At 36.2% G+C, this 13,145-nt stretch carries 14 protein-coding genes; 2 read left to right on the plus strand and 12 right to left on the minus strand.

Going from position 1 to position 13,145, the window contains the following annotated elements:
• Window positions 1-73: 73 nt before the first annotated feature.
• Window positions 74-223, plus strand: coding sequence for a hypothetical protein (locus tag IGJ37_RS08005; protein WP_002357118.1), 150 nt, complete (start codon window positions 74-76; stop codon window positions 221-223).
• Window positions 224-373: 150 nt separating this feature from the next.
• The gene (locus IGJ37_RS08010) at window positions 374-724 is read left to right on the plus strand and encodes an iron chaperone (protein ID WP_002387299.1); all 351 of its coding nucleotides are present in this window, start codon (window positions 374-376) and stop codon (window positions 722-724) included.
• A 10-nt stretch (window positions 725-734) separates the two neighbouring features.
• Here IGJ37_RS08010 and IGJ37_RS08015 read toward each other — a convergent pair whose 3' ends face one another.
• From IGJ37_RS08015 to eno, 12 genes are all read right to left on the minus strand, one after another.
• Window positions 735-1,085, minus strand: a complete 351-nt coding sequence (locus tag IGJ37_RS08015; RefSeq protein WP_002360043.1) for a DUF2200 domain-containing protein — start codon at window positions 1,083-1,085, stop codon at window positions 735-737.
• A 73-nt stretch (window positions 1,086-1,158) separates the two neighbouring features.
• Entirely contained in the window at window positions 1,159-2,163 is a 1,005-nt protein-coding gene (locus tag IGJ37_RS08020) for an SIS domain-containing protein (protein WP_002357110.1), read from the minus strand.
• Entirely contained in the window at window positions 2,157-3,233 is a 1,077-nt protein-coding gene (locus IGJ37_RS08025; protein WP_174119242.1) for an SIS domain-containing protein, read from the minus strand. Before IGJ37_RS08025 ends, IGJ37_RS08020 begins: the two co-directional genes overlap by 7 nt.
• Window positions 3,234-3,243: 10 nt before the next feature.
• Complete coding sequence (locus tag IGJ37_RS08030; RefSeq protein ID WP_002384383.1) at window positions 3,244-4,077, minus strand: PTS system mannose/fructose/sorbose family transporter subunit IID; 834 nt, start codon at window positions 4,075-4,077, stop codon at window positions 3,244-3,246.
• Entirely contained in the window at window positions 4,058-4,849 is a 792-nt protein-coding gene (locus IGJ37_RS08035; protein ID WP_002357107.1) for a PTS mannose/fructose/sorbose/N-acetylgalactosamine transporter subunit IIC, read from the minus strand. Before IGJ37_RS08035 ends, IGJ37_RS08030 begins: the two co-directional genes overlap by 20 nt.
• Before the next feature lie 15 nt (window positions 4,850-4,864).
• The gene (locus IGJ37_RS08040) at window positions 4,865-5,335 is read right to left on the minus strand and encodes a PTS sugar transporter subunit IIB (RefSeq protein ID WP_002357106.1); all 471 of its coding nucleotides are present in this window, start codon (window positions 5,333-5,335) and stop codon (window positions 4,865-4,867) included.
• Window positions 5,336-5,346: 11 nt separating this feature from the next.
• Window positions 5,347-5,766 (minus strand): PTS sugar transporter subunit IIA, encoded by a 420-nt coding sequence (locus tag IGJ37_RS08045; RefSeq protein ID WP_002389037.1) that lies wholly within the window; start codon window positions 5,764-5,766, stop codon window positions 5,347-5,349.
• Window positions 5,767-5,837: 71 nt separating this feature from the next.
• Window positions 5,838-8,609: a sigma 54-interacting transcriptional regulator gene (locus tag IGJ37_RS08050; RefSeq protein WP_002381753.1), complete on the minus strand. Its 2,772-nt coding sequence runs from the start codon at window positions 8,607-8,609 to the stop codon at window positions 5,838-5,840.
• Window positions 8,610-8,752: 143 nt separating this feature from the next.
• The gene (locus IGJ37_RS08055) at window positions 8,753-8,968 is read right to left on the minus strand and encodes a hypothetical protein (RefSeq protein ID WP_002357102.1); all 216 of its coding nucleotides are present in this window, start codon (window positions 8,966-8,968) and stop codon (window positions 8,753-8,755) included.
• 211 nt (window positions 8,969-9,179) lie between these two features.
• Window positions 9,180-10,541 carry a deoxyguanosinetriphosphate triphosphohydrolase gene (locus IGJ37_RS08060; protein ID WP_002381752.1) on the minus strand — a complete coding sequence of 454 codons (1,362 nt, stop codon included), beginning with the start codon at window positions 10,539-10,541 and terminating at the stop codon, window positions 9,180-9,182.
• A gap of 16 nt (window positions 10,542-10,557) precedes the next feature.
• Window positions 10,558-11,382 (minus strand): toll/interleukin-1 receptor domain-containing protein, encoded by an 825-nt coding sequence (locus tag IGJ37_RS08065; protein WP_002407499.1) that lies wholly within the window; start codon window positions 11,380-11,382, stop codon window positions 10,558-10,560.
• 353 nt (window positions 11,383-11,735) lie between these two features.
• On the minus strand, window positions 11,736-13,034 hold the full coding sequence (gene eno / locus IGJ37_RS08070) for a phosphopyruvate hydratase (protein ID WP_002357098.1): 1,299 nt from the start codon (window positions 13,032-13,034) through the stop codon (window positions 11,736-11,738).
• Window positions 13,035-13,145 lie beyond the last annotated feature (111 nt).

The raw sequence follows: 13,145 nt of genomic DNA on the forward strand, positions 1-13,145 counted from the left end.
GGTATAGTAACAATGGAATTTCGTTATCAGTTATCGTCGCCTTTTTAGAGTACTTTATGAAAGGAGAATAACTATGACTTACAAAGTAAAAAACATTCAATATCGTATTCAATTAGACACAGACAAAAATATTTTCATTGTTTTTGATGCAAAAAATGAAAGTAAAACAGCAACTGGTCACACAATTGAAGAAGCAATTGCACACTTAAAACAATTAAACTAAGGAGTGACAAACATTTCCATGCAAGACCCTTTAGGTAGTTATTTAAGCTAAAAGCCGTTTAGTAAAGAAAAAATACTAGACGGTTTTTTTGTATCTTCTTCGCCTTTTATTTTTTACATAGTATACTGAAACAAACGGAGGTGTTTTTATATGACCATCATTGCAAACTATATTCGCCAGCAACCCCAACATCAAACACAGTTAACAGAAATCTACCAAGCAATTTTAGCGGTTGTTCCTCAGGAGACTACTGAAAAAATCGCTTATGGAATGCCGACCTTTTACTTAAATGGCAATTTAGTGCATTTTGCGGCGGCCAAGCAACATTTAGGTTTCTATCCTACGCCATCAGCCATCCAACGTTTCAGCAAAGAATTACGCCCTTTTAAAACCTCGAAAGGTGCCATTCAATTTCCCTACACGCAAGAGTTACCTCTTTCATTAATACAGGAAATAGTTAAATTCCGTGTACAAGAGAACATGAAAACAGGGTCTCAATGAGACCCTGTTTTCATGTTCTTAAAATTTTTTCCATCGCTTTTCCCTTGGCCAACTCGTCGATTAACTTATCTAGGTAACGGATTTTTTGCATTAAAGGATCTTCAATTTCTTCCACGCGATAGCCACAAATTACGCCTTTGATCAATTGGGCATTTTCATTAAAATTGGGTGCTTCTTCAAAAAATGTTTCCATCGTTACTTTTTGAGCCAATTGTTGTTGCAAGCCTTTTTCATCATAACCAGTTAACCAGTAAATAATTTCGTCAACCTCCGCTTGCGTTCGATTTTTACGTTCTGCTTTTTGGATGTATAGCGGGTAAACACTGGCAAAGGTCATTGTATAGATTTTCGGTTTTGTCATTGGTTTTCCTACTTTCTGAAGTATTCTCTCTTCAGTCTACCACAGGCTTGCTGGAAAAAGAGGCTATTTTGTCTTAGTAATCAAATTGACGATAATAACGACGAATCTCTAATGGGTGACAATTCAATTTTTCTACATGCGCATCAATGCGTTGCGTTACCGCATGCATTAGGAGAAATGAAATAACTCGGCCACGATATTTTTCACTAATTCCTGGAAGTTCATACGCTTTCGAATCAATAATTGTATAATTGGCACAGATTTTCGGCAATAATTTTGCTACTCGTTCTGCCAACGGTCGCTGCTCGTCTTCTCCAATAAACAACGTTACTGGCGTAGTTTCATCTACAATTTCTAGCGTTCCATGTAAGAACTCTGCTGCATGAATTGATTTTGAGCGAAGCCAACTTTGCTCTTCCCAATAGCACATTGCATAAGAATAGACCGCTCCCCATTGGTTCCCTGCGCCAATAAAATAGTGAATGCTATCATGACGATGTTTTTCCGCAAAAGCTAAGCCAAACGCATCGGCACTTTTTTCGGCTTCAGCTAAACCTGTAGGCAAATATTCTTCCAATTCTTGGTAATAATTTTCGTAATCTGTAAATTCGTTGTTTTTTTGCATTAAACGATCAGCTACCATAAAGAACTTGATTTGCTCAGTTCCTGGAGCTGGATAAGTCACCACATAATCACATAAATCTGCTAAAAGACTGTCTTTTGCATCGATAAAACCAAATAACGTTGCGCCGACCTTTTTGATTTCTTGAACGGCTTGCACCACTTCTTGTGTTGTCCCAGTAACGGAAGACAAGATGACGAATGATTTTTCTGTTAAACGTTTATTGCCTGTTGTGTAATACTCAGCAGCATGTTGAACATAGATTGGTAAATTACTTTTTCCATTCGCATAAGTAACTGCTTGCATGGCTGAAGCATAAGTACCGCCGATTCCTAAATAATAAACCGCATCAAATCCTTTCGTCCAAACTTGATCAACAACTTTTTCAACATCTGAACGCAAGGCTAAGGCACCTCGTATGTCTTTGATTTGTTGTTCTTCATTAAATTTTAACATGGCTGATTTCCCTCTTTCTTTGCTATTTTACTTTTTAGGACACAATCAAAATCATCAAAAATCCGTTGAGATAAATCAATTCCTTTACTTGTAGCTACTTGATACGCCAAATATTGAAATGGAATAACTAATAATAAAGGACTAATTTTTTCTTCGACATCACTTGCTAAACCTAACGTATTTGATGCTCTCGTTGAACCCGTTGTAATTGTGTAACATTGGCCAACATAACTGGCTAGATAATTTTTCAAGGCTTGGCTACGTGCTTGAATAGGACTTTGATTTTCAATAAAAAACAAAAGATGTGTAGTATCCGCTTCAAGATAAGGCCCATGCATATAAGCTTCGACTTCAAATCCTTGGGAAGGTAAGCGAACTGTTTCTGTAAACTTCGTCTCAAACTCTTTTGCCGTACCAATATTGGGCCCATAACCAATTGCGATAAATCGTGTCCCCTCTGTTAATTCTTTTTTCGTTTTTTGCCAAAATTGTTCGGTTTTATAAATCACCGAATCGATTTCCTGAATTGCTTTGGCAAGTTTTGCTAATTCTTCTTCAACCTCTACTTTTGTTAATTGATGCTTTTGATAGCCTAGTTTCAAACCAAATAGAAATAAATTTAAAAGTGTTGCCGTATAGCCTTTTGTGACAAAACCAACTGTTTCAAGCCCCATTTTTAAATCCATGACTTCATCCACAACCTCCGTAATCGGGCTGGTGACATCACTTGTCAAGGCCACTGTTTTTACAGACGTTTGGTTTTTAATTTTTGCAATGGCATCAATTGTCGAAGCACTTTTACCACTTTGCGAAACCGCTACGACCAGATCAAACCGATCATCCACTTTGCCATAATGAGCAAAATTGAACGGCTCTTGGATTTCCACATAAATAGGCGCCACTTCTTCAAGGTAAACTTTAGCCGCCTGACAAGCGTTATGTGACGAGCCAGTTGCTAAAATTAGACAGTGCGTGACCTTTGAAACGTCTGTATCAGTTAATTGAAATTGGTTAAGAATCTGAGTTAGAGCTGCTTGCTCCTCATTTATATAATCCAGCATCGTTTTCATATTTTGCCTCCTAAAATAGACCAATTAATGAGCCAAGAATTCCGACAATTGCCATGCCACCTAAAATCGCTAAAGGTTTTACTTCTTTTTTCAATAAATAAAAAACAAAACCAAAAGATGCAAGCGGTAATAATTTAGGCATGATATCGTCAAAGATACTTTGAACCGTGACTGCATTTTTGCCACTTCCGCTGATTGTAATCGGGATAGTTAAATCAATCATGGAGGCGGTCATAGCACCTACCACCATCAAGCCAATTATTGAAGCGCCTAATGTGAGACTTTCCATCATGCCATTTGCTTGAATCTTTTTGAGAAAACCAGTTCCTAATTTATAGCCCCAACGATTCAGTAAATAACGAACAATCACATGGGGGACGTTAAAAATGAGTAAAAATAGAATTGGCCCTAACACATTCCCTTGTAAAGCTAACGAAGTTCCAACACCTGTTGCAATCAAGCGTAAGGTTCCCCAGAAAAAGGAATCACCTAAACCAGCTAAAGGTCCCATTAACGAGGTTTTAATACTATCGATTGTTCCAACTTCAAAATTTTCGTCCAGAACATTTTCTTCTTCCATTGCAGCATTAATTCCTAAAATAAACGTCACGATATGCGGCGTGGTATTAAAGAAAGCAAGATGCCGTTTTAAAGCTGCCGCCATCTCTTCTTTTTGAGGATATAATTTCTTTAAAATAGGGATCATGGCATAGACATAAGCCATATTCATCTGACGTTCATAATTCCATGAAAATTCCATTTGAAATGAACGCCAAAAGACTTGATTAAGTTCTTTTTTTGTAATTAAGTTTTCTGTCTTAGTTTTAGAAGTCTTCGTCATCATCAATTACCTCCCCACTTGTTGTTTGTATTGTTTCATTCTTTCCTTTGGCATAATTCATGATATTCACAACAATTACTGCTGTAATGGCACCCAAAATTGCTACTCCTGTTACAGGTAACTTAAAGTAAGCCATTAAGACAAAGCCTAAAAAGAAATATGGCGCCACTTGTTTGTTAATCAGTAAGCGTGCAAGCATCGCAAATCCTAGCGCTGGAATAATTCCCGTTGCAACAGACAACCCATGTTGAATAAATTCAGGGATCAGATCAAGTAAGCCTTTAATGGTGTTGCTACCCACGGCAAATGAAATAGTTACAATGAGCGCTAGCATGAACGATAAGCCAAAGCCTGCAAGTAAATGCATGCGCTCCACCCCTTTATATGCTCCTTCTTCAGCATACTGATCAGCTTTTTGACTCATGATTGGGATGAGCAAACCCAAATAAATATTTTTAAGAATCAACGTTAACGTTGCGATTGGCAAGCCTAAGACTAAGGCTGTTTCTGTTCCTGCGCCAGCAGTAATAGCAAACGCTGTACCAAGAATCCCACCAGTCACTACATCAGGTGGGATTGATGCGCCCACTGAAAAAGAACCGATGAAAGCTAACTCTAAGGTCGCGCCCATGATTACGCCCGTTTTAACATCACCTAATACAATTCCGACAAATAAACCGGTTACAATTGGTCTTGAAAGCAACGAGGTTCCTAAAGCATATTCCGACTGCGCAATAAAAGCGATGCAACCTAAAAGAATCGCTTGTCCTATCATTTGTATTTCTCCTTTCTACAAGACATTTAATGCTGCTACTTTTTTGTCATTTGGGACTTGTCGAATTTCAACTTCACAACCATTTGCGACCAATTCTTTAACCATTTTTTCTTCATCCGGCGTAATATTAATTGCTTTAGAAATGTTTCGAGTATTTTCCCTTACTTTCATCCCTCCTAAGTTAATTTCTTTTATTTCTGGATAAGCAGTAGCCAATCGATAAGCATCTTCCACACTCTCAACTACAATAAAAAGTTTGTATTTTTCTGTAACACCACTTTTTAGTGCGGCAATCGCATCTTCAATCGTTTTAATGACCAGTTTTACTCCTGCTGGCTTAGCTAGCTTAATGGTTGTTTTTCGAATATCATTTTTAGGTACGTCATCATTTGCGATTAAAATACAATCGGCGCCTAAGCCTTGGGTCCATGAAAAAGCCACTTGACCATGTAACAAGCGATGATCGACTCTTAACAATTTAATCATTTCATTTCCTCCTAAAATTCTTCTTCTAAAATTTCTTTACTAGATAACTCGTTACAATAACAAAGACTTTCTTGTCCGTTTTCAACGGCGCGTTTTACTAAATCAACTAATGAATCAACAGTATTTATTTGGGTATATATTTCAATTAACGTTGCTAAATTTAATCCTGAAATTAAATGCATTGCTTGTTTCCCCACATAATTAAAGAATTCGTTATTCACGCTTCCGCCAAATAGGTCTGTAATCACAATTAATTCATTTTGTTGATTGTTCTTTAAAATGTCTTTGACCGTCTTGGCTAAATCATAAGGTTGTTCCATATAAGCGCAAAGACATTCCACATTCTTTGTTTCACCACAAATTAAAGCTAATGATGTCTGAATCCCTGCAGCGAAATTACCATGTGTTGCCAGAATAATTTTACGTTCCATTTTCTTCACCTCACTTACTTCTTTATATAGCAAAAAGAGTGCCAAAAAAGTGGCACTCCCTCCTTTTTATTTTAAAAATCGCTTTCTGCGTTGTTAAACTCCGTTTTTCCAAACAACACATCATAGACATAAAAAAGCTCCGATTCAGGTATATTGACACTATAAACTTTTTCAATGACACTAAACGCCTCTTTTAACTCTTGCAAGACCGTTCTTTGACACTGCTTTAATTGTTCGGCGCCATTATAATTTTCAATAGGTTCATTCCGGATTAATCGTTCAATTAAACAACTGACATGGACATATACCGCCAATTTACGATCATTTTGAATCGTTTGTTGCCACCGCTCTTCTAATTGAATTAAAAAGACTTCTACTTGTCGAATAATTTTTTCTGTATCTAAAATCGTCACTGATTGAATGACCCGATCTAATGAAAAGTTACGAATCAACTCATGATTTACATAGGACAGCATATCTTTAGTTAATTCTCTCTTTGTCCATTCTAAAAGGGTCGTAATTCCTTTTCCTGCAATCAACTCTTCTAAAGAGATATACGGGAGGTCATTTGAAGACGGGTTGTTTGTACCGATGATGCCGACAATCTCATATTCTGGGAAACTTTCTTTGATCGACTCTGCATTACGTAATTGATTATATTCACAAGGAATAATCTTTAATTGTGCTTCCGCAGGTAAACTTTTTTCAAGTAAATCTCTAATTTTAACGGCTGTACCAATTCCGGTACTACACGTTGTTAAAATGACACGTTCCGTTTTATTTTCAGGTAATATGATTTCCCATTCATTTGGATGAACCGTTAACGCTTTTTGGGGCAATTCTTCAAAAGAAACTTCGTCTTTAATGGCTTCTCCTATAGACAGAGCCAAGCTTGTTGTCACATTATTCATTAATAAAAAAGGACCTTCTTCTTCTGCCGGAAAATACTGATAAATTTCTTTCAATGAACCCATATCAAAAAGAATTACTAAACCATTCCTCGTTTCTTGACGTTCCATATAGTGAATTAAGTGTTCGGAAATTTTTTTGGGAGTAACATCTAACGGCATGTCAAACGATTGAAAAATTGGCACATTTAACAGCCGATTTGCAACATTCGCAATACTACTTGCTGTGGCATATCCGTGGGCAACAATCACCGCTTTCGGATAGTGACTTTCCTTTACTGAACCCGAATAGTGAAGATAAATGGTGACAATAATTCGATCCATCTGGGATAGTTCAATATCTAATGAACGTTTCACTAAAGTTAACAGTTGTTCAGCGTAGCCATAACTAGTTGCTAATTTAGTTTGAACTTCTGTTAAAAGTTCGTCAATGACTGTTGTAGGTTCTTTTTCTGGAAACCAATCAATACATCTTCGTTGAAACAGATAGGTGCTTAATGCATAGACTAAACTGCCATTAAACCGAATTTGATAAGACGATTCAATCGTTTCCAATAATTGACGGATATTTTGCGTAATAAACAATAGCATTTCGTGATTTTTCTCTCGCTTCTTTTCAAATAATAAATCATCGAATAAGCGTTCAATTTCTTTCGAGATGTCGTTATTGGCAGTGGAAAGATGATGATGGTGAGAGACATAAAGACGAAGGATTCGTTCATAACTCTGGATAATTCTTCTTTGCGCAAGCTCTGTTTCCTCTAACAAACTAACCAGATTTGTTTGCCCATCTAAACGAATAGGCAATTCATTTTCATCAGGAGCTAGTCTGATCGATTGATCCAGAAATTCTTTCGGTAGATCGTGCAAAGTGATTGGAATAACATGTTTGTCAAGATTGACGGCAAAGCTGCGTGCAGTAATAATTTTTATATTATTTCTTAATTCACCTACATTGCCTACATAATGGTGATTTTCTAAAAGTTGGATAACTTGTGGCGTGATAGTAACTGCTTTTTGAATAGCTTGCTGTTCCTCATAAAATGCTCGCATAATTAATTGTTTTCTTTCCGCTTGAGTGCGTTCAGCAAGACTTGGGATTTTAATTTGAATAGGAATTCGTCTTAAAAATGTCGTTAAAAAGGTGCTAGAAATTTCTTCAGTTGTGGCAAAGCACAACCGACACGTAACAGGAATGGGCCGATTGGTTTCACCCATCCGATAAATGATACCCTGATCTAAAAATGTAAACAACTTTTCCTGCCCTTCAGGACTCAAACGATGAACTTCATCTAAAAATAAAACGCCCCCTTCTGCACTTTGAAAGGCTCCAATTTTATCGGAATCTGCTCCCGTAAAAGCGCCTTTAAGATGCCCAAATAATTGACTAGTTAAAAGCTCTGGATTGTTGGCATATTGCGCACAATTAACTGTCACAAAAGGTGCTGAATCGTCAAGTAGTTCTTTTGAAAGACAAAACTGATAATATAAGGATGCTAAAAAACTTTTACCCGTACCACTTTCACCTGTAATTAAGACAGGCAATCCACCGTCAGGATAAAGCGCTGCCATTTTTAATTGTTCGATGGTCTGAGCTAAACTACCGCGATAACCAATGACCGACTGAAAAAAATCACTTTTGCGATCAAAAGCAGGCTGTTCATCGATCATTTCTTGGAAACTTTGATAAACAGTTCTTTTTAAAAGATAGTTTTGTTGTTGAAACGCTTCTTTATGAAAAAAGTAAACTGGTCGTGTATTGATCTTAACTAGAATCCCTTCTTCGTTTAACTGATTTAAATAGTGACTAGCTGTATTTCGTTTGATAGAAAATGTCGTTGCAATATTGCTTGCTGTGAAAATTTCACTGACTAAAGATGGTTCAAAAAAAGCTGTTTGATTGCGTAAATAATCAACAATTTGCATTTTTAACATAAAATCACCTCTCATTTATCATAACGTACCTAAAAAAAACGTCAATATTCAAAATTTCTTTTGTTATTTTTCTTTATATAAGGAGCCCATTTTTTATGTTATTTAATCACAGGAACCTGATTCTATCATTGCAGAATAGGCTTTCATTCAGTATACTGTAAATAGAGGAACAAGAAACGAATTGGATAATTAGGCACTGAAAGAACGCACCACCGTTCTGAATGTTTCGAAACACACAACAGGTTATCGAAATGGCCATTGGAGAAAAATTCCTTTTTCTCCGAGGTTAGCGATTGTGACATGTTGCAATCGTTTTTTGTCCTTAAAATGTTGAGAAAAAGAAAAAAGGCACTTTGCATGTCAGCACCACCTGACAAACAAAGCCCTTCATAGACAGCACAACCTATCTATTCCAGTTGCCTTTTTTGCTAGTTACACTAGCTAATTTTAGTGTACCCGATTTTCAGTGAAATTACTAGCATCTTTAAAATTTTTACTGAAACGATCAGCCTGTGCAATGAACTAGTTTTCTTCAGCGGCGGCAACCGCTGAGAAGCTTTTTCTCAAATTTTAAGTGAATAATGTATCATAAACTTTTTTGGCATATCCATCCGTCATATTACATACAAAGTCCACCGCCATTTTCAAACGATAATAGTCTTTTTCTGCTTCTGTAGCGTTCTTTGCTTCTCTTCTATACAACGCTTTCGCGCTTTCCGAAATATTATTAAAGATTCGCTCCTCATACTTATTCATGGAAACTTTTTCATATTTCAGTACGACTGGAACAAATTCATCTAGTAAACGATTGATGATATTGAAGCCCAATACCTCTTGATCCAAAATTGTTTTTGTTTGAAAAACATAGACTCTAGAAAAGTTTTTTAATGCCTGAAAGCATTTCACTTCATCACAATCTTCAATGATAATTTCATTTTGATAGATACCACTCATAATTAAGTCATAATGATTAGCAAAATTTTTCGCTACGCTTTGACAAACAGCCCTTTGTGTCTTTCTCAAAAATTCTTGTAAGGTAGCTTCTTCTGTTTTATCTTTTTCTAACATTAAAAATTTTTTTGTTCCTGTTTGCGCATCAACAAACTGCTTTAAATCTTGATAGCTGTATAAACCATAATTATAGGCATCTTCGATATCTGAAAAAGTATAGGCGATATCATCTGAAGCTTCTAACAAAAAGACTAATGGGTGTCGCTTATTTTGTGTTCCTGTCGCAAATTTAATGGCGTTAAACACTTGTTTTTCCGAGTAAAAATAGCCAACTTTTTTAGACAAAAGCTGTTGCTTATTTAATTGATCTGAAGATGCCGTATATTTGATAACTGTGTCTAATGTCGTGGCGGTTAGTTTCATTCCTGCTTTAGAAGTCCCATTATCATGATGCAGTTTTGTTAAAAGTCGGATGGTTTGAGCGTTGCCTTCAAAGTTAAGAAAATCATTTTGTTGTTGCTCCGAAAAATCAGACCAACAAGCATACAAAGGACCATTTTTTTCAAACCAAATACGAATGGCTTCTTCTCCAAAATGTCCAAAAGGGGGATTGCCGATATCATGGATTAATGCAGCTGTTTCTAACAACCGATAGCATTCTGATAATTCCATAACCTCAATGTTTCGTTCGTTCAACTGTGAAATAACTAATCTAAGTATATCCCTGCTATGCATTGCCACTTCTAAGCTATGTGTTAAACGTGTTCTTACAAAATCATTACGTTCTAAAGGAAAAACTTGTGTTTTATCTTGTAAGCGTCTAAATGCATCACTTTTAATTACTCTACGATAGTCACTATCAAAAGATTTACGAAGTTCTGTGGCTAAATCAACTTGCTTATTTAACCAGTCATTTTGATATTGTTTACCATTATCAGAAATACGATATGTACCAACCAACTGACGCCAATTCATTTTCATTTATTACCTCCTCCAATTACTCTACCTTCTCTAAATAAGAGACGTAAATATTTTTACATTTACCAATATCACTAAATTCCCGATTGTTATACGCCTTATCCTTTTTCAATTTAAACCGCACTTTTTCGCCTTCTTGAAAAGTTCCCCACGTAAGAAAAAAGAATAGCCAATGGCTTTCATCCTCTGATAGCGTGTCTAAACCTAAACTTTTAGGCTCAATTAAGCTAGGTAATTTAAAACAGTCATAGACCCCTTTTGCTGTGCCATACACAGGACGATGAGTGCTAAGAATCGTTTCAAAATATCCCTTTTCATCAGGTTTTAAATAACTTGCTTGCCGAATCAGTTGTGTCAGTTTATTTTGGAATGGCTGAATATTTTTCTCAACGTTTAGTTCAAAATCTGGCTCAGCTTGTACATCTGTGTCATGAGATAACTTTTTTAATAAGCAGTTGATTTCATTAGTACTTGTCTTGTCATTAAACGCAATCGCCAAACGCTCACTACTGATAACACCTTTCATATCTTTCATAGAAAAATTATTTAATGCAATTGGATAGTGTTTATCTGATAGCATCCAAGAAGCACCCATTTCGTTTAAACATGGAATACTCTTATAATAATGATCAGATAAAAAATACAGCATGACAGGTTGATTGGTTAGCTCCCTTTTAATCGTGTCAAAAATTAATTCTCCTGGCTGTACACCTGTTTCAATAGTGGAACTATAAAAAATATCCTGTGTTCGAAACCCAAACTTTTTCAATAATTGGATAAACGCATCCACATATTCTTGATCCTTTGAACTATGACTAATAAAAATCTTTTTCCCGTTGCTCAATACTCAACATCCTCCAAGTTAAATTTGTGTTTTCATTTTTTTGTGAAATTCTATACTATTTCTTTAAGCGTACAGCGTTATCTGAAATCAGTCAATACTAAAATTATAAAATAACAATTATTTTGTTTTATTAAATTTTTATATAATGTTGTTTTGTTAATGTTTTGTTATTTTTAAACAAGTGATTATAGAGCGATGTACGGTTGAAGTTATTTCTAATCTATTTTTTTCAATATTTTTATAAATATAAAAAAACACGCCTTTCTTTGCAGAAAGGCGTGTTTTTACGTCCGAGTATAAGGAGAATTGGTTCATTAACCAATTGTCCCTTTAAGCGTTATTCATTAAATGAATTATTTGTTTTTTAAGTTGTAGAAAGATTTTAAGCCTTTGTATTCAGCTACATCGCCTAATTGATCTTCAATACGTAATAATTGGTTGTATTTAGCAATACGGTCAGTACGGCTTAATGAACCAGTTTTGATTTGGCCAGCGTTTGTTGCAACAGCGATATCAGAGATTGTTGAATCTTCTGTTTCACCAGAACGGTGAGATACAACTGCAGTGTAGCCAGCTTCTTTAGCCATTTCGATTGCTTCAAATGTTTCAGTTAAAGTACCGATTTGGTTAACTTTGATTAGGATTGAGTTAGCGATACCTTTTTCGATACCTTCAGCTAATTTAGTTGTGTTTGTTACGAATAAATCGTCACCAACTAATTGAACTTTATCGCCTAATACTTCAGTTAATTTTTTGAATCCGTCCCAGTCGTTTTCGTCTAAGCCGTCTTCGATTGAAATGATTGGGTATTTAGAAACTAATTCTTCGTAGAACGCGATCATTTCTTCAGTTGTTTTTTCGCCTTCGCCTGAGTCAGCTAAAACGTAAACGCCTTTTTCTTTATCGTAGAATTCTGAAGAAGCAGCATCCATAGCAAGAACAACGTCTTTACCAGGAACATAGCCAGCTTTTTCGATAGCTTCGATGATTACTTCGAAACCTTCTTCGTTTGAACCTAAGTTAGGAGCGAAACCACCTTCGTCACCTACTGAAGTAGCTAAGCCGCGACCTTTTAAGATTGAAGCTAATGCGTGGAATACTTCTGCACCCATACGTAAAGCTTCTTTGAATGTAGGCGCACCTACAGGCATGATCATGAATTCTTGGAAGTCAATACTGTTGTCAGCATGTGATCCACCATTGATGATGTTCATCATTGGAGTTGGTAATACTTTTGTATTGAATCCGCCTAAGTAATGATATAAAGGCACTTCTAGGTAATCAGCAGCAGCACGAGCTACGGCGATAGACACACCAAGAATAGCGTTAGCACCTAATTTACCTTTGTTAGGAGTTCCATCTAAATCGATCATTGCTTTATCGATAGCCATTTGATCGCGTACATCGTAACCGATGATTGCTTCAGCAATGATGTTGTTTACGTTATCTACAGCTTTAGTAACACCTTTACCTAAGTAACGAGCTTTGTCGCCATCACGTAATTCAACTGCTTCGTATTCACCAGTTGAAGCTCCTGAAGGAACCATTCCACGGCCGAAAGCTCCGCTTTCAGTGTAAACTTCTACTTCGATTGTTGGGTTACCGCGTGAGTCTAAGACTTCGCGTGCGTAAATATCAGTAATAATTGACATGTTTTGTCTCTCCTTTGAGTTTGTATTTATACTAAGGGGATTCCCTCATGTATGATTGTAGTTAATTCTCGCAAACTATGCAAACATTTTTTTGCAAAAGTCATTGAGAAA

This window comes from Enterococcus sp. AZ104, from assembly GCF_050546705.1.
GTDB lineage: Bacteria > Bacillota > Bacilli > Lactobacillales > Enterococcaceae > Enterococcus > Enterococcus faecalis.